Annotated in this window: 28 protein-coding genes; 12 read left to right on the top strand and 16 right to left on the bottom strand. The window is 71.2% G+C overall.

Annotated features, from left to right (window positions below):
- Positions 1-7 precede the first annotated feature (7 nt).
- Complete coding sequence (dapA, locus tag DEJ46_RS30305) at positions 8-892, top strand: 4-hydroxy-tetrahydrodipicolinate synthase (RefSeq protein ID WP_150271459.1); 885 nt, start codon at positions 8-10, stop codon at positions 890-892.
- Here the strand turns inward: dapA and DEJ46_RS30300 are convergent.
- Together DEJ46_RS30300 and dapD are read right to left on the bottom strand one after the other, a co-directional pair.
- Positions 871-1089, bottom strand: coding sequence for a hypothetical protein (locus DEJ46_RS30300; protein WP_150271457.1), 219 nt, complete (start codon positions 1087-1089; stop codon positions 871-873). The two genes, dapA and DEJ46_RS30300, sit on opposite strands and share 22 nt — an antisense overlap.
- A gap of 76 nt (positions 1090-1165) precedes the next feature.
- Positions 1166-2149: a 2,3,4,5-tetrahydropyridine-2,6-dicarboxylate N-succinyltransferase gene (gene dapD, locus DEJ46_RS30295; protein ID WP_150271455.1), complete on the bottom strand. Its 984-nt coding sequence runs from the start codon at positions 2147-2149 to the stop codon at positions 1166-1168.
- Positions 2150-2300: 151 nt separating this feature from the next.
- Between dapD and DEJ46_RS30290 the strand changes: the two genes are divergently transcribed.
- Positions 2301-2858, top strand: a complete 558-nt coding sequence (locus DEJ46_RS30290) for a TetR/AcrR family transcriptional regulator (protein ID WP_150271453.1) — start codon at positions 2301-2303, stop codon at positions 2856-2858.
- A 93-nt stretch (positions 2859-2951) separates the two neighbouring features.
- Positions 2952-4637 carry an alpha/beta fold hydrolase gene (locus DEJ46_RS30285; protein ID WP_150271451.1) on the top strand — a complete coding sequence of 562 codons (1686 nt, stop codon included), beginning with the start codon at positions 2952-2954 and terminating at the stop codon, positions 4635-4637.
- A gap of 34 nt (positions 4638-4671) precedes the next feature.
- On the opposite strand, the gene DEJ46_RS30280 is transcribed toward DEJ46_RS30285, so the two are convergent.
- The gene (locus DEJ46_RS30280) at positions 4672-5223 is read right to left on the bottom strand and encodes a TetR/AcrR family transcriptional regulator (protein WP_150271449.1); all 552 of its coding nucleotides are present in this window, start codon (positions 5221-5223) and stop codon (positions 4672-4674) included.
- The gene (locus DEJ46_RS30275) at positions 5223-5561 is read right to left on the bottom strand and encodes a DMT family transporter (protein ID WP_150271447.1); all 339 of its coding nucleotides are present in this window, start codon (positions 5559-5561) and stop codon (positions 5223-5225) included. The genes DEJ46_RS30280 and DEJ46_RS30275 overlap by 1 nt, the downstream gene beginning before the upstream one ends.
- A gap of 68 nt (positions 5562-5629) precedes the next feature.
- On the opposite strand from DEJ46_RS30275, the gene DEJ46_RS30270 reads away from it, so the two are divergent.
- Positions 5630-6727 (top strand): oxidoreductase, encoded by a 1098-nt coding sequence (locus DEJ46_RS30270; RefSeq protein WP_150271445.1) that lies wholly within the window; start codon positions 5630-5632, stop codon positions 6725-6727.
- A 66-nt stretch (positions 6728-6793) separates the two neighbouring features.
- Here the strand turns inward: DEJ46_RS30270 and DEJ46_RS30265 are convergent, their stop codons facing one another.
- The 8 genes from DEJ46_RS30265 to DEJ46_RS30230 all read right to left on the bottom strand — a co-directional run bounded on the left by DEJ46_RS30265 (position 6794) and on the right by DEJ46_RS30230 (position 13347).
- Entirely contained in the window at positions 6794-7132 is a 339-nt protein-coding gene (locus tag DEJ46_RS30265) for a metal-sulfur cluster assembly factor (RefSeq protein ID WP_055644196.1), read from the bottom strand.
- Positions 7129-7599 carry a Fe-S cluster assembly sulfur transfer protein SufU gene (sufU, locus tag DEJ46_RS30260; RefSeq protein ID WP_150271443.1) on the bottom strand — a complete coding sequence of 157 codons (471 nt, stop codon included), beginning with the start codon at positions 7597-7599 and terminating at the stop codon, positions 7129-7131. The genes DEJ46_RS30265 and sufU overlap by 4 nt, the downstream gene beginning before the upstream one ends.
- Positions 7600-7608: 9 nt before the next feature.
- Positions 7609-8877, bottom strand: coding sequence for a cysteine desulfurase (locus DEJ46_RS30255; RefSeq protein WP_125750129.1), 1269 nt, complete (start codon positions 8875-8877; stop codon positions 7609-7611).
- Complete coding sequence (gene sufC, locus DEJ46_RS30250) at positions 8874-9638, bottom strand: Fe-S cluster assembly ATPase SufC (RefSeq protein ID WP_150271441.1); 765 nt, start codon at positions 9636-9638, stop codon at positions 8874-8876. Before sufC ends, DEJ46_RS30255 begins: the two co-directional genes overlap by 4 nt.
- Before the next feature lie 7 nt (positions 9639-9645).
- Complete coding sequence (locus DEJ46_RS30245; RefSeq protein ID WP_150271439.1) at positions 9646-9963, bottom strand: non-heme iron oxygenase ferredoxin subunit; 318 nt, start codon at positions 9961-9963, stop codon at positions 9646-9648.
- On the bottom strand, positions 9963-11144 hold the full coding sequence (sufD, locus tag DEJ46_RS30240; protein ID WP_150271437.1) for a Fe-S cluster assembly protein SufD: 1182 nt from the start codon (positions 11142-11144) through the stop codon (positions 9963-9965). The genes DEJ46_RS30245 and sufD overlap by 1 nt, the downstream gene beginning before the upstream one ends.
- Before the next feature lie 65 nt (positions 11145-11209).
- On the bottom strand, positions 11210-12625 hold the full coding sequence (gene sufB / locus DEJ46_RS30235) for a Fe-S cluster assembly protein SufB (protein WP_150271436.1): 1416 nt from the start codon (positions 12623-12625) through the stop codon (positions 11210-11212).
- Complete coding sequence (locus DEJ46_RS30230) at positions 12622-13347, bottom strand: helix-turn-helix transcriptional regulator (RefSeq protein WP_150271434.1); 726 nt, start codon at positions 13345-13347, stop codon at positions 12622-12624. The genes sufB and DEJ46_RS30230 overlap by 4 nt, the downstream gene beginning before the upstream one ends.
- A gap of 201 nt (positions 13348-13548) precedes the next feature.
- Here DEJ46_RS30230 and DEJ46_RS30225 point away from each other — a divergent pair, with 201 nt between their 5' ends.
- The 3 genes from DEJ46_RS30225 to DEJ46_RS30215 all read left to right on the top strand — a co-directional run bounded on the left by DEJ46_RS30225 (position 13549) and on the right by DEJ46_RS30215 (position 16282).
- Complete coding sequence (locus DEJ46_RS30225; RefSeq protein WP_150271432.1) at positions 13549-14475, top strand: ABC transporter ATP-binding protein; 927 nt, start codon at positions 13549-13551, stop codon at positions 14473-14475.
- Positions 14472-15239: an ABC transporter permease gene (locus tag DEJ46_RS30220; RefSeq protein ID WP_150271430.1), complete on the top strand. Its 768-nt coding sequence runs from the start codon at positions 14472-14474 to the stop codon at positions 15237-15239. The genes DEJ46_RS30225 and DEJ46_RS30220 overlap by 4 nt, the downstream gene beginning before the upstream one ends.
- Positions 15240-15322: 83 nt before the next feature.
- Entirely contained in the window at positions 15323-16282 is a 960-nt protein-coding gene (locus DEJ46_RS30215) for a COX15/CtaA family protein (RefSeq protein ID WP_150271428.1), read from the top strand.
- 55 nt (positions 16283-16337) lie between these two features.
- Here DEJ46_RS30215 and DEJ46_RS30210 read toward each other — a convergent pair whose 3' ends face one another.
- From DEJ46_RS30210 to DEJ46_RS30195, 4 genes are all read right to left on the bottom strand, one after another.
- Positions 16338-17258, bottom strand: a complete 921-nt coding sequence (locus DEJ46_RS30210) for an immunity 49 family protein (protein WP_223835201.1) — start codon at positions 17256-17258, stop codon at positions 16338-16340.
- Positions 17259-17300: 42 nt separating this feature from the next.
- Positions 17301-18425, bottom strand: coding sequence for an amidohydrolase family protein (locus DEJ46_RS30205; RefSeq protein ID WP_150271424.1), 1125 nt, complete (start codon positions 18423-18425; stop codon positions 17301-17303).
- Between the two features lie 70 nt (positions 18426-18495).
- A complete protein-coding gene (locus DEJ46_RS30200; RefSeq protein WP_055644185.1) occupies positions 18496-18816 on the bottom strand; it encodes a hypothetical protein in 321 nt (106 codons plus the stop codon).
- A 118-nt stretch (positions 18817-18934) separates the two neighbouring features.
- Positions 18935-19882: a heme o synthase gene (locus DEJ46_RS30195; protein WP_150271423.1), complete on the bottom strand. Its 948-nt coding sequence runs from the start codon at positions 19880-19882 to the stop codon at positions 18935-18937.
- Positions 19883-20196: 314 nt separating this feature from the next.
- Here DEJ46_RS30195 and tkt point away from each other — a divergent pair, with 314 nt between their 5' ends.
- The 5 genes from tkt to pgl are packed head-to-tail and all read left to right on the top strand — an operon-like array spanning position 20197 to position 26838.
- Entirely contained in the window at positions 20197-22284 is a 2088-nt protein-coding gene (tkt, locus tag DEJ46_RS30190) for a transketolase (protein WP_150271421.1), read from the top strand.
- A 36-nt stretch (positions 22285-22320) separates the two neighbouring features.
- Positions 22321-23439, top strand: coding sequence for a transaldolase (gene tal / locus DEJ46_RS30185; RefSeq protein WP_150271419.1), 1119 nt, complete (start codon positions 22321-22323; stop codon positions 23437-23439).
- 5 nt (positions 23440-23444) lie between these two features.
- A complete protein-coding gene (zwf, locus tag DEJ46_RS30180) occupies positions 23445-24977 on the top strand; it encodes a glucose-6-phosphate dehydrogenase (protein WP_150271417.1) in 1533 nt (510 codons plus the stop codon).
- Positions 24974-26035 carry a glucose-6-phosphate dehydrogenase assembly protein OpcA gene (gene opcA, locus DEJ46_RS30175; RefSeq protein ID WP_150271415.1) on the top strand — a complete coding sequence of 354 codons (1062 nt, stop codon included), beginning with the start codon at positions 24974-24976 and terminating at the stop codon, positions 26033-26035. Before zwf ends, opcA begins: the two co-directional genes overlap by 4 nt.
- Positions 26032-26838: a 6-phosphogluconolactonase gene (gene pgl, locus DEJ46_RS30170; RefSeq protein WP_150271413.1), complete on the top strand. Its 807-nt coding sequence runs from the start codon at positions 26032-26034 to the stop codon at positions 26836-26838. Before opcA ends, pgl begins: the two co-directional genes overlap by 4 nt.
- The last annotated feature ends 9 nt before the right edge of the window (positions 26839-26847 follow it).

Below are 26847 nucleotides of genomic sequence, written 5' to 3'. Positions count from 1 at the left end.
TGTCCGGATGAGCACTGAACGCCCCTTCGGCCGCGCGCTCTGCGCGATGATCACGCCCTTCTCCCGCTCCGGCGCGCTCGACCTCGACCGGGCCGGCGAGCTGGCCGCGCACCTGGTGGCGGAGGGCTGTGACGGCCTGGTCCTCAACGGCACCACCGGCGAGTCGCCGACCACCTCCGACGCCGAGAAGGCCGAGCTCGTCCGCGCCGTCCGGGCCGTGGTGGGACCGGGCCCGTCGCTGCTCACGGGCATCGGGACGGCCGACACCCGCCACACCGCGGAGCTGGCCCGCGAGGCCGAGAAGGCGGGCGCCGACGGGCTGCTCGTCGTCACCCCGTACTACAGCCGCCCTCCGCAGGCGGCCGTCGAGGCGCACTTCCTCAAGGTCGCGGACGCCACGGAGCTGCCGGTGATGGTCTACGACATCCCGGGCCGCACGGGCACGCGCGTCGAGCCGGCGACGATGCGGCGGCTTGCCGGGCACCCGCGGATCGTGGCGGTGAAGGACTGCTCGTACGACTTCCTGGCCTCGGCCCGGCTGATCGCGGAGACCGGGCTCGCGTACTACTCGGGCGCCGAGGAACTGAACCTGCCGCTGTACGCGGTCGGCGGCGCCGGCTACGTCAGCACGGTGGCCAACGTGGTGCCCCGGCAGCTGCGCGCGGTCCTGGACGCCTTCGACGCCGGCGACACCGCCGGGGCGGCCCTGCTCCACGCCCGCACGATGCCGCTGGCCGAGCTGATGATGGCCTCGGGGCTGCCCGGCACGGTGACCGCCAAGGCGCTGCTCGGAGGGCCGGTGCGGGAACCGCTGCAGCCCGCCGACCGGGAGACGGTCGACGGGCTGCGGGGTGCGCTCGAAGCGCTGCTTCAGGCGGAGTCGGTCGTGTAGGTCCGGCCGAAAATCGCGGCGTGCTCCAGGACGTCCTCCAGCGGGTCGTCGATCTGCCCGGTGTGGAGGGAGAGGCTGGGGCCGTTGGTGACGGTCGGGCCGTGGTGCGTGTGCGTCTCGTCCGCCTGGGCCGTGCCGGCGGGCAGCAGTACCGCCACCGCCGTGAGCACCCCGGCGACCGTGGGCTTCGTCCTCATGTCGACTCCTCGCCTTGTCTGCGTACAGTGACCCTGCGTCCTGCCTAACGTCGGCTGTTGACGCAGAGTCACCGCATCAGTTGTGGCTGTGGAGGATCTCGTTCAGTCCGCCCCAGACCGCGTTGTTCGGGCGGGCCTCGACGGCTCCGGTGACCGAGTTGCGGCGGAAGAGGATGTTCGAGCCGCCGGAGAGCTCGCGGGCCTTAACGATCTGGCCGTCGGGCATGGTGACCCGGGTGCCGGCCGTGACGTACAGACCGGCCTCGACGACGCACTCGTCGCCGAGGGCGATGCCGACGCCCGCCTCGGCGCCGATCAGGCAGCGCTCGCCGATCGAGATGACGACGTTGCCGCCGCCGGACAGGGTGCCCATGGTGGAGGCGCCGCCGCCGATGTCGGAGCCGTTGCCCACGACGACGCCGGCGGAGATCCGGCCCTCGACCATCGAGGTGCCGAGGGTGCCTGCGTTGAAGTTGACGAAGCCCTCGTGCATGACGGTGGTGCCGGCGGCGAGGTGGGCGCCGAGGCGCACGCGGTCGGCGTCGGCGATGCGGACCCCGGCGGGGACGACGTAGTCGGTCATCCGCGGGAACTTGTCGATCGAGGTCACCTGGAGGTGCAGGCCCTCGGCGCGGGCGTTGAGCCGGACCTTCTCGATGTCGTCCACGGCGACCGGGCCGAGCGAGGTCCAGGCGACGTTGGCGAGGAGGCCGAAGACGCCGTCCAGGCTCTGGCCGTGCGGCTTGACCAGCCGGTGGCTGAGCAGGTGCAGGCGCAGGTAGGCGTCGTGCGCGTCGAGCGGCTTGTCGTCGAGCGAGGAGATGACGGTACGGACGGCGACCACCTCGACGCCGCGGCGGGCGTCCACGCCGAGGGCCTTGGCGGCCCCGTCACCGAGGGCGTTCACGGCCTCGTCGGGGGTGAGCCGCTCGGTGCCGGCGGGGCCGGGCGCGTCGGTCAGCTCGGGGGCGGGGAACCAGGTGTCGAGAACGGAGCCGTCACCGGCGATGGTGGCGAGGCCGGCGGCGACGGCGCCGGTGGTGCGAGGAGCAGTGGTCATGACGGAAAACCTAACGGTCGGGCCCCCGCGCGGGCCAACCGGTCTCAGGTGTCGGTCGAGCGCGTCGGCGGGGAACGGGACCGGGGGGGAGCACCGGGGAGAGGACCGGGGAGGGGTTGAGAAAATATATAGATCGGTCTACTTTACAGCCATGGGACAGAAGGGCGCCGAGACGCGGGACCGACTCCTCGACGCGACACAGGAGTTGGTGGAGACGGCCGGGTACTTCGGCACGGGGCTCAACCAGGTCATCGCGGTCAGCGGCGCACCCCGCGGCTCGCTCTACTTCCACTTCCCCGGCGGCAAGGACCAGCTGGTCGGCGAGTCCGTCCGGCGGGCAGGGCAGGCGATCGGCGACGCCCTGGGCGAGCCGGCCGGCACCGACCCCTCACCGGCGGAGTTCGTCGAAGGCGTGCTGCGCCACCTGGGCGACCGGCTCGCGAAGTCGGACTGGCGCAAGGGGTGCCCGGTGGCCACGGTGGCGCTGGAGACGGCCGCCGTCAACGACCCGCTCCAGGAGGTGTGCTCGGAGGTCTACTCCTCCTGGGAGACGGCCCTGCGCGCACGACTGTCGAGCCGCCCGGACGCCGACGACCTCGCCGTCACGGTCCTGGCCCTGGTGGAGGGGGCGCTCCTGCTGGCCCGGGCGCACCGCAGCAGGGACCCGCTGGAGCGTGTCGCCCGCCAGGTCCACACTCTGCTGGGCTGACCGAGGCCCGCCGCGCGACGGCGGGCCTTCCTTCTGCCCAAAAAATATGTAGACCGATCTATTCAGTGTTCATCAACCTCTCCAAGGAGTCTCATGGACGCGATCGTCTTCGGCGCGACCGGCTTCGTCGGCCGCTCCCTCGTCGCCGAACTGCTCACCCGGGGCCTGCGGGTGGCGGCAGCCGTACGCAAGGACACCCTCACTCCCTGGCTGACCTCCCAGGGCGTGGACACCGCCGGTCTTGAGATCGTCACCGCCGACATCACCCGGCCGCTCTCGGGGCTGCCCGAGGCGCGGGACGTCTACAACGCCGCCGCCCGCTTCGCCTTCGGCCTCGGCGCGGAGGAGGCGCGGGCGACCAATGTCACCGGGGCGCTCCACGTCCTCGAATGGGCCGCCGCGCTGCCCGGGCTGCGACGCCTGGTGCACATCAGCGGCTACCGGGTGAGCGCGGCCGACGGCCTCGCCGACTACGCCGCTCTCGGCGCGTACGAGGCCTCCAAGTCCGAGGCCGACCTCGCGGTACGCACCCGGGCCCGCGAGCTGGGGGTCCCGCTCACGATCGCCAACCCCAGCACCGTGATCGGGCCGGGCCAGTACGTCGGCCTCGCCTCCCTCGTCGAGGACCTGTGGCGCGGGCGGCTCCCCGCGCTGCCCGGCGGCCGCGACACGTTCCTGCCGATCACCACCGTCGACTACTTCGCACGGTTCCTGGCGGAGGCCCCCTCCGCGCCCGCGGGCCGGCACTACTGGGTGCTCGACGACAGCACGCCCCTCCTGCCCGACCTGATCCGGACGATCGCCGAGCACACCGGCGTCCGCGCCCCCCGCCGCACCGTCCCCGCGGGCCTGCTGCGGCGGCTGCCGCCGACGCTGACCGGAGCCGATCCCGAAACGCTGTCCTTCCTGTCGAACGACCGCTATCCGACGGCGTCCGCCCGCGCCTTCGCCGCGAGCGTCGGCCTGGAGATGCCTCCGGCCGCCGACGCCCTGCGCGATTGGGCCGACGACCTGGTGGCGGCGCGGTTCGGCGGAGCCTCGCCCTGGCTCCGCCCGTACGGCTTCCACGCCGTGGCGGGCAGTCGCACCTGGGTGACCGGCGAGCGGCATCGCCCCGCCCATGTCCTGCTGCACGGCCTGCCGATGAACGCCGACCTCTGGGCGCCCCTCGCCGCCCTCCTTCCCGGTCCGGTCCTCGCCCCCGACCTGCCGGGCCTCGGCCGTTCGGCCGCGACGGACCGGCCGGTGGACGCGTGGCTGGCCGACCTGCTGAGCCCCGTGTCGACGCGCCCGGTGCTGGTCGCGCACTCCGCAGCCTGCGGGCCCGCGCTCCGTTTCGCCGCCGACCACCCGGACCGCGTCAGCGAGCTCGTCCTCGTCGCCCCGGCGTTCCTCCAGGCCCCCGCGGCGCGGCTCGCCCGCTCGGGCCTGGCGGCGCCGGTGCTCCGCCGCATGTCCGCCGCCCGGCTGGCCCGGACGCTGGGCGTTCCCGAGGGGGCGGAGGTGGAGAGCGCGGCGGCGGACCTGCGCCGTCGCGGGGTGGCGCGCCGGGTGGCCGCGGCGCTGCGCACGGACGCCGCCGAGCGCCGTCGCTCGCGGGCGCTGCTCGACCGGGCGGGCGTGCCGGTCCGGATCGTCGTGGGCGCGAAGGACCCGCTGGTCGCGGCCGTCGACCACCCGGTGACCGAGATCGCCGGAGCCGGCCACTACCCCCAGCTGACGCACCCGTCCCAGCTGGCGCACCACCTGGCCGCCGGCTCCGCCCCGGACGCCGGATGAACCGACGGCCGGGATCCCCTGCAGGCAGGCCCGCCTACCGGCCCGGCTCCAGCACCCGCGCCAGCATCTCGCGCGCGTACTCCTCGTCGTACGTGCCGCCGGTGAGCAGGACCTGGAGGCAGATGCCGTCCATGAGGGCGACCAGGGCGCGCGCGGTGGCGGGATCGGTCCGGGCGGAGAGCGCGGCGACGACGGACTCGGTCCACTCGGCGGCGACCGGGCGCAGGACGGGGCGGCGCAGGGCGGCGAGGTAGAGCTCGTACTCCAGCTCCACGCCGGTGCGTTCGCCGCCCAGCCACTCCGCCAGGAGCCGGGCGAGCGCGGTGGCGAGGCCGGTGGCCGGGTCGGCGAGGGCGGGGCTCTCGCGGAGCTGTCGCCCGAAGCCCTCGTTGGCCTCGCGGAGGGCGGCGACGAGGAGTTCGTCGAGGGAGGCGAAGTGGTACGTGGTGGAGCCGAGCGGCACGTCCGCCTCGGCGGCCACGGTGCGGTGGCTCAGTCCGGCGAGTCCGGACCGGCCGACGACCCGGAGGGCCGCGGCGACGATCCGCTCGCGCCGCCCGGGGTCGTGGCGGCGGGCGCGGGCCATCAGTGCGCGCCCCCGAGGTTGAGGACGGCCACCCCGGCGACGATCAGCACGATCCCGGCGATCTTGGCGAGGCTGAGGGTCTCGCCGAGGAAGAGGATGCCGATCGCGGCGACGGCGGCGGTGCCGACGCCGGACCAGATGGCGTACGCGGTGCCGACCTGGAGCGTCCTGAGGGCCTGCGCGAGGAGAGCGAAGGCGATCAGGTAGCCGGCGCCTGTGACGAGCGAGGGCCACAGCTTGGAGAAGCCGTCGCTGTACTTCATCGAGGTGGTGGCGAGAATCTCCGCCACGATGGCGCCCGCCAGGAGTCCGTATCCCATGCGTACGATCGTACCCATCGATGCGTACAGGCGTACACATGAAATACGTACGGGTGTGCGCATCGGCTGCGGATACGGTGTCCCGCATGACGTTCCCCCCAGTGCCGCCGTACGGCTACGGCTACCCGCCTCCGCCCCCGAGACCCGGGGTCATACCCCTGGCACCGCTCACCCTCGGGACGATCCTCTCCGGCACCTTCGCCGCCTTCGGGCGCCACTGGAAGCAGCTGCTCGGCGTCACCGCCGCCGTCTACGGCACGGCGCTCCTCTTCGTCGGCGCGGCCATCGGCATCGCGTACGCGGCCGTGAGCGACCTCTTCCCCGCGGTGTTCGACCTGCCCGCGGGCCAGGAGCCGCGGTGGGACGACGTCCGGCCGCTGATCGTCGCGTTCGTCCTCGTCTGGGTCGCCGCCCTGATCACGATCGTCTGCGCCAACGCCCTGATGGCGGCGGCCTGCCCCGCCGTGATCCAGGAGGCCGTCCTCGGCCTCCCGACCCGCTTCGGCGCGCTCTGGCGCCGGTCCTGGTCCCGGCTGCCGGCCGTCCTGGGCACCGTGCTCCTGACGAGCCTCGCCCTGATGCTGCCGTACGCGATCGTCCTCGCGGGCATGGTCGGCATGTTCCTGGCCCTGTTCGCGGCCGACTCGAGCGGCACCCCGGACGGCAGCTACCTCCTGCTGCCCTTCCTCGCCTTCCTCCTGGCCCTGCTCGTCACCCCGCTCGCGCTCTGGATCTGGGTGAAGTTCAGCCTCGCCCCGGCGGCGGCGGTCATGGAGGGCCAGGGCGCGATCGCCTCGATGCGCCGCTCCTCGGCCCTGGTCCGCGGCTTCTGGTGGCGCACCTTCGGCATCATGCTGCTCGTCGCGGTGGCGACCACCCTCGTCAGCTGGCTGATCCAGCAGCTGCTCTCGATGCTGGCCTCGGCACCGATCGCGGCCATCGACTTCTCCGGCGGCGGCGAGAGCGCGGTGATCGCCGCCTTCGCCGTGATCTTCGCCTTCGTGCTCGTCGGACAGCTGGTCAGCCAGCTCGTCGTCTCCGTCTTCCCCCCGCTGGTGACGTCCCTGATCTACGTCGACCTGCGCATCCGCAAGGAGAACCTGGCCCCGGACCTCGCCCGGGCCGCCGGCTTCTCCCCCGGGCCCGACATGGGCCAGCGCGCCGACTGGGGCCGGCGGCACTGACGCGGGCCCCGCGTACGCGAAACGGCCGTGCCCCGAAGGGCACGGCCGTTCACACGAGTCCGTCTCTCAGACGTTGAAGCCGAGCGCGCGCAGCTGCTCGCGGCCGTCGTCCGTGATCTTGTCCGGACCCCACGGCGGCATCCAGACCCAGTTGATCTTCAGCTCGCTGACGATGCCGTCCGTCGCGGACTTCGCCTGGTCCTCGATCACGTCGGTCAGCGGGCAGGCCGCCGACGTCAGCGTCATGTCCAGCGTCGCGACGTTCGAGTCGTCGATGTGGATGCCGTAGATCAGACCGAGGTTGACCACGTCGATGCCCAGCTCGGGGTCGACGACGTCGTACAGCGCCTCGCGGACTTCTTCCTCGGAGGCCGGCTTCATGGTGGCCCCAGCGTTCTCGGTCATGCCGACTTCCTCACAGACTTCTCGTCGTCACCCAGCGCCTGGGCGGTCGCGTCCTTCCACGCCATCCAGCTGAGCAGCGCGCACTTCACCCGGGCCGGGTACTTGGAGACGCCCGCGAACGCGACCGCGTCCTCCAGGACCTCCTCCATCGCGTCGTCCGGCTCGATCTGGCCCTTGGACTGCATCAGCTCCAGGAAGGTGCCCTGGATCTTCTGCGCCTCGGCCAGCTCCTTGCCGACGAGCAGCTCGTTCAGGACCGAGGCCGAAGCCTGGCTGATCGAGCAGCCCTGACCCTCGTACGAGACGTCCGCGATCCGCGAGCCCTCGTACTTCACGCGCAGCGTGATCTCGTCGCCGCACGTCGGGTTGACGTGGTGCACCTCGGCGTCGCCGTCCCGCAGACCGCGCCCGTGGGGGTGCTTGTAGTGGTCCAGGATGACGTCCTGGTACATCGAATCCAGCTTCACGACCGACCCCTACCCGAAGAAGTTCCGTACGTGCTCCAGACCCGCGACGAGGGCGTCGACCTCGGCCGGCGTGGAGTACAGATAGAACGACGCCCGCGTGGTCGCAGGAATTCCGTACCGCAGGCAGACCGGCCGCGCGCAGTGGTGGCCGACCCGGACCGCGATGCCCTCTTCGTCGAGCACCTGACCCACGTCGTGCGGGTGGATGTCGCCCAGCGTGAAGGAGATCGCCGCGCCGCGGTCCTCGGCCGTGGTGGGGCCGATGATCCGCAGGTCCGGGACCTCCTGGAGGCGCCGGACGGCGTACTCGGTGATCGCGTGCTCGTGGCGCGCGATGTTCTCCATGCCGATCGCCGACAGGTAGTCCACGGCCGCGCCGAGGCCGACGGCCTGGGCGATCGGGGGCGTACCCGCCTCGAACTTGTGCGGAGCCGGAGCGTAGGTCGAGGAGTGCATCGAGACGGTCTCGATCATCTCGCCGCCGCCGAGGAAGGGCGGGAGGTCCTCCAGGAGCTCCTGCCGTCCCCACAGCACGCCGATGCCGGTCGGGCCGCACATCTTGTGGCCGGTGAAGGCCACGAAGTCGGCCTGGAGCGCCTGCACGTCCAGGACCATGTGCGGGGCCGCCTGGGAGGCGTCGATGCAGACGAGCGCACCGACCTCCTGGGCGCGGCGGATGATCGTCTCGACCGGGTTGATCGTGCCCAGCAGGTTCGAGACCAGCGTGAACGAGACGATCTTGGTCTTCTCGGTGATGACCTCTTCGATGTTCGAGAGGTCGAGACGGCCGTCGTCGGTGAGGCCGAACCACTTCAGCTTCGCGCCCGTGCGCTGCGAGAGCAGCTGCCACGGCACGATGTTGGAGTGGTGCTCCATCTCCGTGATGGCGATCTCGGTCTCGTGGTCCACGCGGTAGGGCTCGTCGGCCCAGCCCAGCATGTTGGCCACGAGGTTGAGCGACTCCGAGGCGTTCTTGGTGAAGATCACCTCGTCGCGGCTCGGCGCGTTGATGAACGCCGCGACCTTGTCGCGGGCGCCCTCGTACAGCGCCGTCGCCTCCTCGGCGACGAGGTAGACGCCACGGTGCACGTTGGCGTTGTGGCGCTCGTAGTACTCGTTCAGCGCGTCGAGGACCTGGCGCGGCTTCTGCGAGGTCGCCGCGGAGTCCAGGTACACGATCTTCTTGCCGTCGTGGACCACGCGATCCAGGAGCGGGAAGTCCTTGCGGATCGCCTCGGTGTCGAGGAGGCCGGAGAGCCCCTGATGGGCAGATGTCACGCGGATGCGCCACCCTTCACGTACTTGTCGTAGCCCTCGGCCTCGAGCTGGTCGGCGAGCTCGGCGCCGCCGGACTCGGCGATGCGGCCGTTCGCGAACACGTGAACGAAGTCGGGCTTGATGTAGCGCAGGATGCGCGTGTAGTGGGTGATCAGCAGCGTGCCGACCTCGCCGGTCTCGCGGACGCGGTTGACGCCCTCGGAGACGATGCGGAGCGCGTCGACGTCGAGGCCCGAGTCGGTCTCGTCGAGGATCGCGATCTTCGGCTTGAGGAGCTCCAGCTGGAGGATCTCGTGGCGCTTCTTCTCACCGCCGGAGAAGCCCTCGTTGACGTTGCGCTCGGCGAAGGCCGGGTCCATCTGGAGCTGCTCCATCGCGGACTTGACCTCCTTCACCCAGGTGCGCAGCTTGGGGGCCTCGCCGCGGACGGCGGTGGCGGAGGTGCGCAGGAAGTTGGAGACCGAGACACCGGGGACCTCGACCGGGTACTGCATGGCCAGGAAGACGCCGGCGCGGGCGCGCTCGTCGACCGACATCTCCAGGACGTCCTCGCCGTCGAGGGTGACGGTGCCGCCGGTGACCGTGTACTTCGGGTGGCCGGCGAGCGAGTACGCCAGGGTCGACTTGCCGGAGCCGTTGGGGCCCATGACGGCGTGGGTCTCGCCCTGCTTGATGGTCAGGTCGACACCCTTGAGGATCTCCCGGGGGCCGTTCTCGGCCTCGACGGAGACGTGCAGGTCGTGGATTTCAAGCGTTGCCATGGGTGACTCAGGACTCCTGGGTGACGGAGACGAGCACATCGTCCCCTTCGATCTTTACGGGGTATACGGGCACGGGGCGCGTCGCGGGCAGGCCCGAGGGCTTGCCGCTGCGGAGGTCGAAGCTCGACCCGTGCAGCCAGCACTCGATGGCGCAGTCCTCGACCTCGCCCTCCGAGAGGGAGACGTTCGCGTGCGAGCAGATGTCGTTGATCGCGAACACCTCGCCCTCGGTGCGCACGACCGACACCGGCGTGCCGTCGACCTCGACCCGCTTCGGGGTGTCGGTCTCCAGCTCGCTCAGCGCACAGACTCGGACGAAGGCCATCAGACGGAGGCCTCCAGCTCGGCCTCGATCTTGGCGAGGAGGCGCTCCTGGACGTCCGGCAGACCGATCTGCTGGACCAGCTCGGCGAAGAAGCCGCGAACGACGAGGCGGCGGGCCTCGGTCTCCGGGATGCCGCGGGACATCAGGTAGAAGAGCTGCTCGTCGTCGAAGCGGCCGGTGGCCGAGGCGTGACCGGCGCCGGCGATCTCGCCGGTCTCGATCTCCAGGTTCGGCACGGAGTCGACCCGGGCGCCGTCCGTGAGGACCAGGTTCCGGTTGAGCTCGTACGTGTCGGTGCCCTCGGCGGCGGCCTGGATGAGGACGTCGCCGATCCACACCGCGTGCGCGTCCTGGCCCTGCAGCGCGCCCTTGTAGGCGACGTTGGACTTGCAGTGCGGGGTGTTGTGGTCGACGAGGAGGCGGTGCTCCTGGTGCTGGCCGGCGTCGGTGAAGTACAGGCCGAAGAGCTCGGCCTCGCCGCCGGGCGCCGCGTACGCCACGCGGGGGTGGATGCGGACGACGTCGCCGCCGAAGGTGACGACGACCGACTTGAAGGAGGCGTCGCGGCCGACCAGCGCGTTGTGCTGGGCGACGTGGACGGCCTTCTCGTCCCAGTCCTGGACGGAGACGACGGTCAGCTTCGCGCCGTCGCCGAGGACGTAGTCGACGTTGGCGGCGAGCACCGCGTCACCGGTGTGGTCGATGACCACGACGGCCTCGGCGAAGGCGCCGAGCTCGATCACCTGGTGGCCGAAGGCGACACCGCCCTCGCCGTGCACGGCGATGCGGATCGGCTCGGTGAGGACGGCCTCCTTGGCGACGGTGACGACCGAGGCCTTCTCGAAGGAGGAGTACGCCTGGGCCGCGACGCGGTCGACGGGCTTGCCGGCCTTGCCGAGCCGCTCGTCGTCACGGCCGACGGTCTCCACGGTGACGCCCTCGGGGGCCTCGATCTCGACCTTGACGCCCTCACCGGACGCGACGGCGGTGCCGTCGTGAAGGCCGCGCAGCCGCGCGAGCGGCGTGAAGCGCCACTCCTCCTCGCGGCCGTGCGGGACGGGGAAGTCCGCGACGTCGAAGGACGGGGGCGCGCTCATGCGCGTGGCGACGGTGGACTCGGCGGCCACCGCGATCGAGCCCGCGGTGGTGGAGCCCGCGGGGATGTTCTGAGCCTCAGCCATGGCTGTCGTGTTGCTCTCTTCCTGCGTAAAAGAAATCAGTCGCTGCGTTCGGTGGGGCGGGGCCTTTAGCCGACCGCGCCTTCCATCTGCAGCTCGATCAGCCGGTTGAGCTCCAGGGCGTACTCCATCGGGAGCTCCTTGGCGATGGGCTCCACGAAGCCGCGGACGATCATCGCCATGGCCTCGAACTCGGTGAGACCGCGGCTCATCAGGTAGAAGAGCTGGTCCTCGGAGACCTTGGAGACGGTGGCCTCGTGGCCCATGGAGACGTCGTCCTCGCGCACGTCCACGTAGGGGTACGTGTCCGAGCGGGAGATCGTGTCGACGAGCAGCGCGTCGCAGAGCACGTTGGACTTGGAGCCCGGGGCACCCTCGCCGATCTCGATGAGACCGCGGTAGGAGGTGCGGCCGCCGCCTCGCGCCACCGACTTGGAGACGATGTTCGAGGAGGTGTTCGGGGCCATGTGCACCATCTTGGCGCCGGCGTCCTGGTGCTGGCCCTCGCCCGCGAAGGCGATGGACAGCGTCTCGCCCTTGGCGTGCTCGCCCATGAGGTAGACGGCCGGGTACTTCATGGTGACCTTGGAGCCGATGTTGCCGTCGACCCACTCCATGGTGGCGCCCTCGTAGGCGACGGCGCGCTTGGTCACCAGGTTGTAGACGTTGTTCGACCAGTTCTGGATGGTCGTGTAGCGGCAGCGGCCGCCCTTCTTCACGATGATCTCGACGACGGCGCTGTGCAGCGAGTCCGAGGAGTAGATCGGGGCGGTGCAGCCCTCGACGTAGTGGACGTAGGCGTCCTCGTCGACGATGATCAGCGTCCGCTCGAACTGGCCCATGTTCTCCGTGTTGATACGGAAGTAGGCCTGGAGCGGGATCTCGACGTGCACGCCCTTCGGCACGTAGATGAACGAGCCGCCGGACCACACGGCCGTGTTCAGGGAGGCGAACTTGTTGTCGCCGACCGGGATGACGGTGCCGAAGTACTCCTTGAAGAGCTCCTCGTGCTCCTTCAGCGCCGTGTCGGTGTCGACGAAGATGACGCCCTGCTCCTCCAGGTCCTCGCGGATCTGGTGGTAGACGACCTCGGACTCGTACTGGGCGGCGACACCGGCGACGAGGCGCTGCTTCTCCGCCTCCGGGATGCCGAGCTTGTCGTACGTGTTCTTGATGTCCTCCGGCAGGTCCTCCCAGGACTCGGCCTGCTTCTCGGTGGACCGCACGAAGTACTTGATGTTGTCGAAGTCGATGCCGGAGAGGTCGGAGCCCCAGGTCGGCATGGGCTTCTTGCCGAAGAGCCGCAGACCCTTGAGACGCAGGTTCAGCATCCACTCGGGCTCGTTCTTCTTCGAGGAGATGTCGCGGACGACGTCCTCGTTCAGACCGCGCTTCGCGGTGGCACCGGCCGCGTCGGAGTCGGCCCAGCCGTACTCGTACCGACCCAGGCCCTCAAGCTCGGGGTGGCTGATCTCGGTGGTCATGCGGGGTTCCTCCCGGCCGTGCTGACAGATGCTGATGAGTTGGTCTGTGGGGCGCTGTGCGGGATGAACGTCGTACAGACGCCGTCACCATGCGCGATGGTGGCCAGACGCTGGACGTGCGTTCCCAGGAGGCGGGAGAAGAACTCCGTCTCCGCCTCGCACAGCTGCGGATACTGCTCGGCGACGTGGGCGACCGGGCAGTGGTGCTGGCAGAGCTGCTCGCCGACCGGCGCGTTCCGCGCAGTGGCAGCGTACCCGTCCGCCGTCAGGGCCTTGGCGAGCGCCTCGGTCCGCCGGGCGGGATCGGCCGTCTCGACGGCTTCCCGGTACGAGTCGCCCTGGGCCTCGATCCGGTCGCGGGCGAAGGCGGCGACGGCCGCCTCTCCTCCCGCGTTGCGCTCGATCCAGCGGAGCGCCTCGACGGCCAGGGAGTCGTACGACTGGTCGAACTCGTCCCGGCCGCAGTCGGTGAGCGCGAAGATCTTCGCGGGGCGGCCGCGGGCGCGGGTCCCGTAGACGCGCTTCTCGCGGGCCTCGACCACGTTCTCCGCGACCAGCGAGTCGAGGTGGCGACGGACGGCGGCCTGCGTGAGGCGGAGCCGTTCGGCCAGGTCGGCGACGGTCGAGGGGCCGTGGTCCAGGATCGACCGCGCGACCCGGTTGCGCGTGGAACGCTCTCGGGTCGCGAGTTCCTCCACCGGAGCCGCGCCAACGTTTTTCACAACGTCATTGTTGCGTAATTAATCGGCGACTGACAAGCGCCGTCGGCGGCGACGGCGGTGCCGTGCGTCACTCAGGTAAGGCTTACCTGACCTGCGGAAACGATCATTCGTAGGACGAATCCGCCCCGTGGGACAAGGCCGAGCGGGGTCCGACGGGCCCCATGCCGGGAGGACCTCCGCCCCCTCTCTAGACTTCCGCACATGGGAAATGAGTCCGTCGTCCAGGTACGTGGCCTGGTCAAGCGGTACGGAAACAAGACCGCCGTCGACGGCCTCGACCTCGACGTACGGGCCGGCACCGTCACCGCCGTCCTCGGCCCCAACGGGGCCGGCAAGACCACCACCGTCGAGACCTGCGAGGGCTACCGCCGGCCCGACGGCGGCACCGTCCGCGTCCTCGGCCTCGACCCGGTCGCCGACGCGGCCGCGCTGCGCCCCCGGATCGGCGTGATGCTCCAGTCGGGTGGCGTCTACTCGGGCGCCCGGGCCGACGAGATGCTCCGCCACATGGCGAAGCTGCACGCCCACCCCCTGGACGTGGACGCCCTGATCGAGCGGCTCGGCCTCGGCTCCTGCGGCCGCACCACCTACCGACGGCTCTCCGGCGGCCAGCAGCAGCGCCTCGCGCTCGCCATGGCCGTCGTCGGCCGCCCCGAGCTCGTCTTCCTCGACGAGCCGACCGCCGGACTCGACCCTCAGGCCCGCCGCGCCACCTGGGACCTCGTGCGCGAACTGCGCGCCGACGGCGTGACGGTCGTCCTCACCACCCACTTCATGCAGGAGGCCGAGGAGCTGGCCGACGACGTCGCCATCATCGACGCCGGCCGGGTCGCCGCCCAAGGCAGCCCCGAGCAGCTCTGCCGCGGCGGCGCCGAGAACACCCTGCGCTTCACCGGCCGCCCCGGGCTCGACCTGGGCTCCCTGCTCAAGGCACTGCCGGACGGCACGGCCGCCGCGGAACCCCTCCCCGGCACGTACCGCATCACCGGCACCGTCGACCCGCAGCTGCTCGCCACGGTCACCACCTGGTGCGCCCAGCACGGCGTCATGCCCGAGGGCATCTCCGTCGAGCGCCACACCCTCGAAGACGTCTTCCTGGAACTGACCGGCAAGGAGCTGAGGTCGTGAGCACGGGTACCTACTCCCCGAAGCCCGGTGCCGCCCCCGTCGGGCGGATGATCGCGGCGCAGACGGCCCTGGAGACCCGGATGCTGCTGCGCAACGGCGAGCAGCTCCTCCTGACGGTGATCATCCCCTCGCTGCTCCTCGTCCTCTTCTCCACGGTCGACATCGTCGACACCGGCGCCGGCGAGGCCGTCGACTTCCTCGCCCCCGGCGTCCTCGCGCTCGCCGTGCTCTCGACCGCCTTCACCGGCCAGGCCATCGCGACCGGATTCGAGCGGCGGTACGGGGTGCTCAAGCGCCTCGGCGCCTCACCGCTCCCCCGCTGGGCGCTCATGACCGCCAAGACGCTCGCCGTCCTCGTCACCGAGGTGCTCCAGGTCGCGCTCCTCACCGCCATCGCCCTGGCACTCGGCTGGTCCCCGCAGGGAAACCCGCTCTCCGTCCTCCTGCTCCTGGTCCTCGGCACGGCCGCCTTCTCGGGCCTCGGACTGCTCATGGCGGGCACCCTCAAGGCAGAGGCCACCCTGGCCGCCGCCAACCTCGTCTTCCTGCTGCTCCTGGTGGGCGGCGGGGTCATCGTGCCGCTGGACAAGTTCCCGGAGCCCGCCCGCTCGCTCCTGGAACTGCTCCCGATCTCCGCCCTCTCCGACGGCCTGCGGGACGTCCTCCAGAACGGCGCGACGATGCCCTGGGGCAACGCGCTGATCCTGACGGTCTGGGCGGTCCTCGGCCTCGGCGCGGCGGCGAAATTCTTCCGCTGGGAGTAGCCGAAGAGGTTCAGAGGGTGACGTTTCCCGACAAGCCACCCCCCTCGTGAAAGCGTGCACAAGCCCCGTCCTACGATGGGCCCGTGCTGACCCCCCTCGCCTACATCGCCCAGCGCTGGACCCCGTCCCCCCGGACGCTCCGGCGCGCCGCGCTCTCCGCCGTCGTGATGAGCGTCCTCATCATCGTCACCGGTGGCGCGGTCCGGCTGACCGGTTCCGGTCTCGGCTGCGACACCTGGCCGAAGTGCACGGAAGACAGCCTCATCGTCACGCCCGAGCAGGGCTACCGCGGCCTGATCGAGTTCGGCAACCGGATGCTGACGTACGTCCTGTCGGCGGCCGTCGGCTGGGCGATCATCGCCACCCGGTCCACCAAGCCGTGGCGCCGCAACCTCACCCGCTGGGGCTGGGCGCAGTTCTGGATCGTGATGAGCAACGCCGTCATCGGCGGCATCACGGTGTGGATGGGCCTCAACCCGTGGACCGTCGCCGGCCACTTCCTCGCAGCGAACGCCCTGCTCACCGTGGCCGTCATCACCTGGCACCGGACCGGCGAGGGCGACACCCCGCCCCGGCCGCGTGTGCCGGGACCGGTCCGCAAGCTGTCGTGGGCGATCACGATCACCTCGGGTCTGCTGATCGCGCTCGGTACGACCGTGACCGGCGCCGGCAAGCACGCCGGTGACAGCAGCGACGTCCCGCGCATGCCGTGGGACTGGACGAACGCCGCCCACCTCCACGCCATCGCCGCCTGGGTCGTCTGCGCGCTCGCGCTCGCCATGTGGCTGGTGCTGCGCGTGGTGGACGCCCCGGACGACACCCGGGCGCGCGCCCGCGACCTGCTGATCGTGCTGCTCGCGCAGGGCGCGATCGGCTACGTGCAGTACTTCAGCGGGGTCCCCGAGATCCTGGTCGCCGTCCACATGCTCGGCTCGTCGCTGATGTGGATCGCGGTGCTGCGACTCGCCCTGAGCCTGCGCGAGCGCCCGGTCCCCACGGCGGACATCCCGGCGCAGAACGACTCCGCGCTCGCGAGCGCCTGAGAACACCCCGGACCGCCCGGGCCCCCGCCGCACGGCGGGGGCCCGGGCGGTCCGGCTATGCGGACACCGGCGCGCGGAGCAGCGCCGCGGGCAGGTAGCCGGAGCGGACCGCCGGCTCCCAGCCGTGCGCCAGGTGGGCGAGGGCGGCCAGGGCGACGGTCCCCACCGGCAGCAGGCTCCTCGGCTCGGGATCGGCGCCGACGCCCGCCCGGTGGGCGTCGAGACGCTGCACGAGGGCCTTCTCGAAGGCCTCGCGGTCGTCGTCGAGCAGGACGCGCAGCAGCCGCTGGTCCGGGCTCAGCGCCCCGGCCGCGTCGAGTCGCGCCGCCGCGGCCGCCAGCTCCTCCGCACCGGGCCGGCGCACCGGTACCTCGCCGGGCACGGCGCCGGGCACCGGCCCGTGCTGCACCGTCAGGTAGGCGCACAGGGCGTCCATCTCGGCGAGGTCCGCCGGCTCCGAGACCGAGTCGAAGCGCGAGTACGGCACGCCGGAGCGGATCGCGGGCGCGTAGTCCTCGTGGAGCAGCGGCCCGATCACCCGTCGGCGCTCCCAGGCGAGCCCGCTGATCAGGCAGAGCGCGAAGGCGTCCGTCCAGGTCCGCGCGGTGGGCACCCGGTGTCCCCGGTCCCAGCTCTCGTCGAAGAGCTGGTCGTCGCTGCTCAGGGTCTCGTCGACGAGAGGCAGCGGGACGTCCCAGTCCCCTTCGGGGAAGCAGCCGAGCCCCAGGACGCCGAGTGCGCACTCCGCGGCGGTGAGCAGCGCCGCGCGGGACGGGTCGGCGGCGAGCTCGGGGTCCTCCAGGGTGCGGGCCCCGAGGTGGTCGAGGAGTTCGTCGCGGGTCTCCCCGAGACCGTTCAGCGACATGCCGCTGCCGTACCGGAGGTCGTGCCAGCGGCCGAAGATCCGCCCCCTGATGCCGTCGAGCGCCCGCTCGATCCTCGCTCCGTCGACCTCGTGCACGGTCGTCTCTCCCATGGTTGCCGCCTCCCCCATGATCGTTTCCATCTGCCGCGCACGCTACCAACGGCGACTGACAACGGGTCCGAGGCGGTAGACGCGGCGGGCGTTCCCCGCCGCGATCATCGTGGCGACGCGCTGGGCGTCCGCGGCCGACCAGGCGCCTTCCATCACCCACTCCCCCAGCACCCGCGTGAGCGCCGAGCGGAAGATGCCCGCCGCGACCACGTGGAGCTCGGGCAGTCCGTGGGCGCCGCTGGAGAAGAGCAGCTTGCCGAAGGGCGCCGCCTCCAGGACCTCGGCGAGGACGGCCGCCGCCCGGGCCCCGGTGTGGGCGAGGGCCGGGCCGAGGTCCGCGTACACGTGCGGGTGGACGACGGTCAGGTGTGCCGCCGCGCGGTGGTGCGGGTAGGCGTGCAGCAGGACGAGGTCGGTGCCGAGCCCCGTCGTGGCGGCGGCGAAGGCGCCGAGCACGGCCGGATCGAGGTCCCGGGCATGCAGCTGGAGCGGGCGTCCGGCGGTGACGGCGATCCAGAGGAGGTGCCGCAGCAGGACGGGGTCGGTGAGCGGCCCGCCGGCCGGACGTCCGGCCAGCCAGCGTCCGGCGGCCCCGCGCACCTCCCCCGGTCCGGGCGGCCCGGGCGCCGTCGCGAGCCCTCGGCGTACGCCCTCCACCGAGGTGAAGGCCACGGCGTTCACGGCGGCGCCGTGGACGGCCTCGGCGAGGTTGGCCAGGAACGCGTCGACGGTGCCCGAGGTGTCGGCGACCTGTTCGGCGAGGGATTCGAGGCGGACGATCTCGTGGGCCTCCGCGCCGGCCGCCGCGGCGATCTCCGCCGGCCGGGTCAGGTCACCGGCCGGCCCCGTGTCCACGAGGTACGTGGAGATCCCGGAGGCCCTGAGCAGCCGTCGGCCCGCCTCGACGACGCCGAGCTCACGGCGGCGGGCGAGGTAGCGGGCGGGCGGGCAGTGGGGTTCGAGGCCGAGGAGCGGCGGGCACCAGCGCCGTACCGCGAAACCGGTCTGCGTGTCGAAGAACGTCGTCCCGGCGGCGGGCAGCCCGGGCGGAGCGCCGCGCCGGTCGCCGAGGTGCGCGCCGAGGCGGGTCTCGAAGGTGCCCAGGCCGAGCTCCGTACGGAGCACTCCCTGGCAGTACTGGTCCACCAGGCTCGGCGTGTCGATCATCTCGGGGGGCTCCCTGTGTGGACGTGTCTCCACACGTCCTAACGGGTGAGCCCCGCGCGAGGTTGTTGCCTCAGCTGTTGGAGGGGCCGCCGATCTGGATACCGGCCATCCGGCTCCACTCGTACGGGCCGGTGACGACCTTCGCGGCGAACTCGCCGTCGAACTCCTCGTGGAGCGTCAGACCGGCCTTCTCGGCGGCCTGCTTCGCGATCTCGTAGCTCGGCGCGACGAGGTCGCCCCAGCCGCCGTCGGTGCCGACGAGGACGATCCGGGTGCCGGCCTGACCGATGTGCGCGAGGTGCCCCTCGGTGCCGCCGTGCTCCTTGGAGAAGGCCTTGATCTCCTTGGCGAGCCGGGCCGCCTTGCGCTCTTCCTGCTTCGTTTCTGCCATGAAAAGGATGCTACCGAGGGGTAGATCTACTGGCGACGGCCGGGTCACGTGGCCTATCCCACGTGACCCGGCCGCCGGCCGAGCAAATCATCTGAGCGGAATCCGCCGCCGGAGGGGCCTAGCGGAGGAAGGGATCCACCGCGACCGCCACGAAGAGCAGCGAGACATAGGTGATGGACCAGTGGAAGAGGCGCATCTCCTTGAGCTTCGCGCCGGTCGCTCCCGACTTCGCGCGGTTGAGCAGCCCGTGCGCCTCCCACAGCCACCAGCCGCCGGTGAGCAGCGCGACGGCCGTGTAGAACCAGCCGGTGTAGCCGAGCGGGGTGAGGAGCAGCGAGACGGCGACCATCACCCAGCTGTAGGCGACGATCTGCTTGGCCACGACCTTGTTGGAGGCGAGGACCGGGAGCATCGGCACGCCGGCGCGGGCGTAGTCGTCCTTCACCTTCATCGACAGCGGCCAGTAGTGCGGCGGCGTCCAGAAGAAGATGACGAGGAAGAGGATGATCGCGGCCCACGACATCGAGTTGGTCACGGCCGACCAGCCGATGAGGACCGGCAGGCAGCCGGCGATGCCGCCCCAGACGATGTTCTGCGCGGTCCGCCGCTTGAGGATCATCGTGTAGATGACCACGTAGAAGAGGAGCGCGCCGAGCGAGAGCGCCGCGGAGAGCCAGTTGACCAGCAGGCCGAACCAGAGCGTGGAGATCACCGCGAGGCTGAGGCCGAAGACGAGGCCCTCACGCGGCGTGAGCACGCCGGTGACGAGCGGACGCTGCGAGGTCCGGTCCATCAGGGCGTCGATGTCGCGGTCGATGTACATGTTCAGCGCGTTGGCGCCGCCCGCGGACAGGTAGCCGCCGAAGCAGGTGGCGAGTACCAGCCACAGGTTCGGCACGCCCTGTTCGGCGAGGAACATCACCGGAACAGTGGTGATGAGCAGCAGTTCGATGATCCGCGGCTTGGTCAGCGCCACGTATGCCTTGACGCGGGCCCCGAACGGCCGATGGCCCCCCGGGCTGGGAGTCAAGACGACCCCTGCGGGTCGGGACTCGACGGCCGTCACGCACACCCCTGACAGAGAAATTCCCAGCAAGCTCCCCGCATGAAGACGGGGTGAAGCTTGCGCGTACCACGCCACTGTAGACGTTGCCCAGACGCCGATCTTCGCGGGGGTGGGGTCGTGTTGGAGGGGTGTGTCCCAAGGCGTGGACACCGCTCGGGAGGCGAACTCACACGGCCACCGGCAGTCTTGCTCTGTCCGCTCATTTGAGGGGCCCACGCACGAAAAGAGGGGGCTTCTTCGGGGGTAGGCTCGACACCGCCGGTACACCCTCAGTCACCGGCTTCAGAACATGTGGAGAGGAGCCCTGACCCAGGGTGAGCACTAAGCCGACCACCACAGACCTCGAGTGGACCGAATTGGACCAGCGGGCCGTCGACACCGCCCGCATCCTGGCCGCGGACGCCGTACAGAAGGTCGGCAACGGCCATCCCGGTACGGCGATGAGCCTGGCGCCCGCCGCGTACACCCTCTTCCAGAAGGTGATGCGGCACGACCCGGCCGACCCCGAGTGGGTCGGGCGCGACCGGTTCGTCCTCTCCGCCGGCCACTCGTCCCTGACCCTCTACACCCAGCTGTACCTGGGTGGCTTCGGTCTCGAGCTGGACGACCTGAAGGCCTTCCGCACCTGGGGCTCCAAGACCCCCGGTCACCCGGAGTACGGCCACACGGCCGCCGTCGAGACGACCACGGGCCCGCTGGGCCAGGGTGTCGCCAACGCCGTGGGCATGGCGATGGCCGCCCGCTACGAGCGCGGCCTGTTCGACCCGGAGGCCGCCCCCGGCACCTCGCCGTTCGACCACCGGATCTACGCGATCGCCGGTGACGGCTGCCTCCAGGAGGGCATCTCCGCCGAGGCGTCCTCGCTCGCCGGCCACCAGAAGCTCGGCAACCTGATCCTGCTGTGGGACGACAACCACATCTCGATCGAGGGCGACACCGAGACCGCCGTGTCCGAGGACACGATGAAGCGGTACGAGGCGTACGGCTGGCACGTCCAGCGTGTCGAGCCGAAGTCCAACGGCGACCTGGACCCGGCCGCGCTGTACGCGGCGATCCGCGCCGCCGAGGCCGAGACCGAGCGCCCGTCGTTCATCGCGATGCGCTCGATCATCGCCTGGCCCGCGCCGAACGCGCAGAACACCGAGGCCTCGCACGGCTCGGCGCTCGGCGACGAGGAGATCGCGGCCACCAAGCGCGTCCTGGGCTTCGACCCGGAGCAGACCTTCGAGGTCACCGACGAGGTCATCGCGCACACCCGCTCGCTCGGCGACCGGGGCCGTGAGGACCGCGCCGCCTGGGAGAAGTCGCTCGCCGAGTGGCGTACGGCCAACCCGGAGCGCGCCGCCGAGTTCGACCGCATCCAGGCGAACGAGCTGCCCGCCGGCTGGGAGGAGAAGCTCCCCGTCTTCGAGCCCGGCAAGGGTGTCGCCACCCGCGCGGCCTCGGGCAAGGTCCTCCAGGCGCTCGGCGCGGTCGTCCCGGAGCTGTGGGGCGGCTCGGCCGACCTGGCCGGCTCGAACAACACGACGATCGACAAGACCTCGTCGTTCCTGCCCGAGGGCAACCCGCTTCCGGAGGCCGACAAGTACGGCCGCACGATCCACTTCGGCATCCGCGAGCACTCGATGGCCGCCGAGATGAACGGCATCGCGCTGCACGGCAACACGCGGATCTACGGCGGCACCTTCCTGGTGTTCTCCGACTACATGCGCAACGCCGTGCGTCTGTCGGCCCTGATGCACCTGCCGGTGACGTACGTCTGGACGCACGACTCGATCGGTCTGGGCGAGGACGGCCCGACCCACCAGCCGGTGGAGCACCTCGCCTCGCTGCGCGCGATCCCGGGTCTGAACGTGGTCCGTCCGGCCGACGCCAACGAGACGTCGATCGCCTGGCGCGAGATCATGAAGCGGCACACCAAGGTCTTCGGCAAGGGCGCCCCGCACGGCCTCGCCCTCACCCGCCAGGGTGTGCCGACCTACGCGCCGAACGAGGACGCGGCGAAGGGCGGCTACGTGCTCTTCGAGGCCGAGGGCGGCCCCGCCGAGCTCGTGCTGATCGCGACCGGCTCCGAGGTGCACCTGGCCGTCGAGGCCCGCGAGCAGCTCCAGGCCGCCGGCGTCCCGACCCGGGTGGTCTCGATGCCCTCCGTCGAGTGGTTCGAGGAGCAGGACCAGGCGTACAAGGACTCCGTCCTGCCGCCGTCGGTCAAGGCCCGCGTCGCCGTCGAGGCCGGCATCGGTCTCACCTGGCACCGGTACGTCGGGGACGCCGGCCGGATCGTCTCGCTGGAGCACTTCGGTGCCTCGGCGGACGCGAAGGTCCTCTTCCGCGAGTTCGGGTTCACGCCGGAGGCGATCGTCGCCGCCGCGCGGGAATCTCTCGACGCCGTCGCGCGCTGACGCGAATACGTACGACTTAATGGAGATGCAACTCTCATGACAGACGCTCTCAAGCGCCTCTCCGACGAAGGCGTCGCGATCTGGCTGGACGACCTCTCGCGTCAGCGGATCACGTCCGGCAACCTGGCCGAGCTCATCGACCAGAGCCACGTGGTCGGTGTGACGACGAACCCGTCCATCTTCCAGAAGGCGATCTCCGAGGGGCACGGCTACGACCAGCAGCTCGCCGACCTCGCCGCCCGCAAGGTGACCGTCGACGAGGCCATCCGCATGATCACGACGGCGGACGTCCGCGACGCCGCCGACATCCTGCGGCCGGTCTTCGAGGCGACCGACGGCCAGGACGGCCGGGTCTCCATCGAGGTCGACCCCCGTCTTGCCCACGAGACGGTCGCCACCATCGCCGAGGCCAAGCAGCTGGCCTGGCTGGTGGACCGCCCCAACACCCTGATCAAGATTCCGGCCACCAAGGCGGGTCTGCCGGCGATCACCGAGGTCATCGGCCTCGGCATCAGCGTCAACGTGACGCTGATCTTCTCGCTGGAGCGCTACCGCGCGGTCATGGACGCCTACCTGGCGGGTCTCGAGAAGGCCCGCGAGCGCGGCCTCGACCTGTCGAAGATCCACTCCGTGGCGTCCTTCTTCGTGTCCCGCGTGGACTCGGAGATCGACAAGCGCCTGGACGGCATCGGCACCGACGAGGCGAAGGCGCTCAAGGGCAAGGCCGCCCTGGCCAACGCCCGCCTGGCCTACGAGGCGTACGAGGAGGTCTTCTCCTCCGACCGATGGAGCGCCCTGGACAAGGCGCAGGCCAACAAGCAGCGTCCGCTGTGGGCCTCGACCGGCGTCAAGGACCCGGCGTACAAGGACACGCTGTACGTCGTGGACCTGGTCGCCCCCGGCACGGTCAACACCATGCCGGAGGCCACCCTGGAGGCCACCGCCGACCACGGCGAGGTCGCCGGTGACACCGTGCGCGGCACGTACGACCGGTCCCGTGAGGAGCTGGCGGCCATCGCGAAGCTGGGCATCAGCTACGACGAGGTCGTGCAGCTCCTGGAGGACGAGGGCGTCGAGAAGTTCGAGGCGTCCTGGAACGACCTTCTCAAGTCCACCGAGGCGGAGCTCTCGCGCCTCGCACCTTCGGAGGCGTAAGCACTTTGAGCGCAGTCCACGGAGCCAACCCGCTCCGTGACGCCGCAGACCGACGGCTCCCGCGTATCGCGGGGCCGTCGGGTCTGGTGATCTTCGGCGTCACGGGCGATTTGTCCCGTAAGAAGCTGATGCCTGCCGTCTACGACTTGGCCAACCGCGGCCTGCTGCCGCCGGGCTTCTCGCTCATCGGCTTCGCCCGCCGCGAGTGGCAGGACGAGGACTTCGCGCAGGAGGTCTACGAGGCCGTCAAGCAGCACGCGCGCACCCCGTTCCGCGAGGAGGTGTGGCAGCAGCTGATCCAGGGCATGCGGTTCGTCCAGGGCGACTTCGACGACGACGAGGCCTTCGAGAAGCTGAAGTCCACCGTCGAGGAGCTGGACAAGGCGCAGGGCACCGGCGGCAACTTCGCCTTCTACCTCTCCGTGCCGCCGAAGTTCTTCCCGCTGGTGGTCCAGCAGCTGAAGAAGCACGGCCTGGCCGACCAGAAGAACGGCTCCTGGCGCCGTGCGGTCATCGAGAAGCCCTTCGGCCACGACCTGGTCTCCGCCAAGGAGCTCAACGAGGTCGTCCACGAGGTCTTCCCGCCCGATGCGGTCTTCCGTATCGACCACTACCTCGGCAAGGAGACCGTCCAGAACATCCTGGCGCTCCGCTTCGCCAACACCCTCTTCGAGCCGATCTGGAACCGGTCGTACGTCGACCACGTGCAGATCACCATGGCCGAGGACATCGGCATCGGCGGCCGGGCCGGGTACTACGACGGCATCGGCGCCGCCCGTGACGTCATCCAGAACCACCTGCTCCAGCTGCTCGCGCTGACCGCGATGGAGGAGCCCGCCTCCTTCGACGCCGACGCGCTCGCCGCCGAGAAGACCAAGGTCCTCGGCGCGGTGAAGATCCCCAAGGACCTGGGCGAGTCCACGGTCCGCGGCCAGTACGCGGCCGGGTGGCAGGGCGGCGAGAAGGCCGTCGGCTACCTCCAGGAAGACGGCATCGACCCCCAGTCGAAGACCGACACCTACGCGGCCGTGAAGCTGGAGATCGACAACCGCCGCTGGGCGGGCGTCCCCTTCTACCTCCGTACGGGCAAGCGCCTCGGCCGCCGCGTCACCGAGATCGCGGTCGTCTTCCAGCGCGCCCCGCACTCCCCCTTCGACCACACCGCGACCGAGGAGCTCGGGCGGAACGCCATCGTGATCCGGGTCCAGCCGGACGAGGGCGTGACGATGCGGTTCGGCTCCAAGGTGCCCGGCACCCAGATGGAGATCCGGGACGTGTCGATGGACTTCGCGTACGGCGAGTCCTTCACGGAGTCCAGCCCCGAGGCGTACGAGCGGCTCATCCTCGACGTCCTGCTCGGCGACTCGAACCTCTTCCCGCGCGTCGAGGAGGTCGAGCTGTCCTGGAAGATCCTCGACCCGATCGAGCAGTTCTGGGACAAGCACGGCAAGCCCGCGCAGTACCAGTCCGGGACGTGGGGTCCGGTCGAGGCGGACGAGATGCTCGCACGAGACGGACGGAGCTGGCGCAGGCCATGAAGACCGACCTGACGGACACCACGTCCTCCAAGATCAACAAGGCGCTGGTGCTCGGGCGGCGGGCGATCGGCACGCCGGCCGTCGGCATGGTGCTCACCCTCGTCATCGTCACCGACGAGGAGAACGCCTACGACGCGCTGAAGGCGGCCAACGAGGCGTCCCGCGAGCACCCCTCGCGGACCCTCGTCGTCATCAAGCGGGTCTCGCGCTCCCCGCGGGACCGTGCCAAGGCGCGGCTCGACGCCGAGGTCCGCCTCGGCGCCGACGCCAGCACCGGCGAAACGGTTGTCCTCCGGCTGTACGGCGAGGTCGTCGACCACGCCCAGTCGGTGGTGCTGCCGCTGCTCCTCCCGGACGCGCCCGTCGTCGTCTGGTGGCCGGTGAACGCGCCGACCGACCCGGCGAACGACCCGCTGGGCGCGCTCGCCCAGCGCCGGGTGACCGACACGTACGCCGCCGAGCAGCCCATCCAGGAGCTGACGGCGCGGGCGGAGACGTACACCCCGGGCGACACGGACCTCTCGTGGACCCGGATCACGCCGTGGCGCTCGATGCTCGCCGCCGCGCTCGACCAGGTCGTGTGCGAGGTCACCTCGGCCGAGGTCGAGGGCGAGGAGTTCAACCCGAGCGTCGAACTGCTCGCGATGTGGCTGGCCGACCGGCTGAAGGTGCCGGTGCGGCGCTCGAAGTCGACGGGGCCCGGTCTCACCTCCGTACGGATGGAGACCAGCTCCGGGCCGATCGTGCTGGACCGGCCGGACGGCTCGCTCGCGACGCTCTCCATCCAGGGTCAGCCCGACCGGGGCGTGGCGCTCAAGCGCCGCGAGACGGCCGAGCTGATCGCCGAGGAGCTGCGCCGGCTCGACCCGGACGACACCTACGCGACGGCGCTCAAGTTCGGTCTCGAACGGCTCGACGAGGAGGCGGCGACCGTCGCTCCGGAGCCCGCTCCCGAGTCCGGTCCCGAGTCCACGGCCGAGGCCGTCGTGGAGTCGGCCCCGGCTCCGGCGAAGCCTGCCTCCAAGAAGGCCCCGGCCAGGAAGGCGGCGGCCAAGTGAGCACCCCCCAGCTGGTCGTCCACCGTGACAAGGAGCTGATGGCGCAGGCCGCCGCGGCCCGGCTGATCACGAAGATCGTCGACGCCCAGGCCGCCCGCGGCTCCGCCTCGGTGGTGCTGACCGGCGGACGCAACGGCAACGGTCTGCTGGCGGCGCTCGGTACGGCGCCCGCGCGGGACGCGATCGACTGGTCGCGGCTCGACCTGTGGTGGGGCGACGAGCGCTTCCTGCCCGAGGGCGATCCCGAGCGGAATGTCACCCAGGCCCGCGAGGCGCTGCTCGACCGGGTCCCGCTCGACCCGGCGCGGGTGCACGCCATGCCGGCCTCGGACGGTCCGTACGGCTCCGATGTCGACGCGGCCGCCGCCGCGTACGCGGAGGAGCTGGCCGCCGCCGCGGGTCCCGGTCCGTTTCGATCAGCGGCTGCCACCGCGGGCGGCGGGGTGCCGACCTTCGACGTGCTGATGCTGGGCGTCGGCCCGGACACGCACGTGGCCTCGCTCTTCCCCGAGCTGCCGGCGGTCCGCGAGACCGAGCGGACGGTGGTCGGGGTGCACGGCGCTCCCAAGCCGCCGCCGCTCCGGGTCTCCCTGACGCTGCCCGCGATCAGGGCGGCCAAGGAGGTCTGGCTGCTCGCGGCCGGCGAGGACAAGGCGAAGGCCGCGGCCATCGCGCTGTCGGGCGCGGGCGAGGTGCAGGCCCCCGCGGCGGGCGCCTACGGCCGCTCGCGCACGCTGTGGCTGCTCGACGCCGCGGCCGCCTCGGAACTCCCGCGGAGCCTGTACCCGCCGGCTTCCGCCTGATTCCGCCCG

Source organism: Streptomyces venezuelae, assembly GCF_008642375.1.
Lineage (GTDB): Bacteria > Actinomycetota > Actinomycetes > Streptomycetales > Streptomycetaceae > Streptomyces > Streptomyces venezuelae_G.
This window is presented reverse-complemented; position numbering and strand designations above follow the sequence as displayed.

Excerpts from the sequence above, each read along its gene's own strand:
- dapA (WP_150271459.1), top strand. The coding sequence starts at position 8 with ATGAGCACTGAACGCCCCTTCGGCCGCGCGCTCTGCGCGATGATCACG.
- DEJ46_RS30300 (WP_150271457.1), bottom strand. The coding sequence starts at position 1,089 with ATGAGGACGAAGCCCACGGTCGCCGGGGTGCTCACGGCGGTGGCGGTA.
- dapD (WP_150271455.1), bottom strand. The coding sequence starts at position 2,149 with ATGACCACTGCTCCTCGCACCACCGGCGCCGTCGCCGCCGGCCTCGCC.
- DEJ46_RS30290 (WP_150271453.1), top strand. The coding sequence starts at position 2,301 with ATGGGACAGAAGGGCGCCGAGACGCGGGACCGACTCCTCGACGCGACA.
- DEJ46_RS30285 (WP_150271451.1), top strand. The coding sequence starts at position 2,952 with ATGGACGCGATCGTCTTCGGCGCGACCGGCTTCGTCGGCCGCTCCCTC.
- DEJ46_RS30280 (WP_150271449.1), bottom strand. The coding sequence starts at position 5,223 with ATGGCCCGCGCCCGCCGCCACGACCCCGGGCGGCGCGAGCGGATCGTC.
- DEJ46_RS30275 (WP_150271447.1), bottom strand. The coding sequence starts at position 5,561 with ATGGGTACGATCGTACGCATGGGATACGGACTCCTGGCGGGCGCCATC.
- DEJ46_RS30270 (WP_150271445.1), top strand. The coding sequence starts at position 5,630 with ATGACGTTCCCCCCAGTGCCGCCGTACGGCTACGGCTACCCGCCTCCG.
- DEJ46_RS30265 (WP_055644196.1), bottom strand. The coding sequence starts at position 7,132 with ATGACCGAGAACGCTGGGGCCACCATGAAGCCGGCCTCCGAGGAAGAA.
- sufC (WP_150271441.1), bottom strand. The coding sequence starts at position 9,638 with ATGGCAACGCTTGAAATCCACGACCTGCACGTCTCCGTCGAGGCCGAG.
- DEJ46_RS30245 (WP_150271439.1), bottom strand. The coding sequence starts at position 9,963 with ATGGCCTTCGTCCGAGTCTGTGCGCTGAGCGAGCTGGAGACCGACACC.
- sufD (WP_150271437.1), bottom strand. The coding sequence starts at position 11,144 with ATGGCTGAGGCTCAGAACATCCCCGCGGGCTCCACCACCGCGGGCTCG.
- sufB (WP_150271436.1), bottom strand. The coding sequence starts at position 12,625 with ATGACCACCGAGATCAGCCACCCCGAGCTTGAGGGCCTGGGTCGGTAC.
- DEJ46_RS30225 (WP_150271432.1), top strand. The coding sequence starts at position 13,549 with ATGGGAAATGAGTCCGTCGTCCAGGTACGTGGCCTGGTCAAGCGGTAC.
- DEJ46_RS30210 (WP_223835201.1), bottom strand. The coding sequence starts at position 17,258 with ATGGGAGAGACGACCGTGCACGAGGTCGACGGAGCGAGGATCGAGCGG.
- DEJ46_RS30205 (WP_150271424.1), bottom strand. The coding sequence starts at position 18,425 with ATGATCGACACGCCGAGCCTGGTGGACCAGTACTGCCAGGGAGTGCTC.
- DEJ46_RS30200 (WP_055644185.1), bottom strand. The coding sequence starts at position 18,816 with ATGGCAGAAACGAAGCAGGAAGAGCGCAAGGCGGCCCGGCTCGCCAAG.
- tal (WP_150271419.1), top strand. The coding sequence starts at position 22,321 with ATGACAGACGCTCTCAAGCGCCTCTCCGACGAAGGCGTCGCGATCTGG.
- opcA (WP_150271415.1), top strand. The coding sequence starts at position 24,974 with ATGAAGACCGACCTGACGGACACCACGTCCTCCAAGATCAACAAGGCG.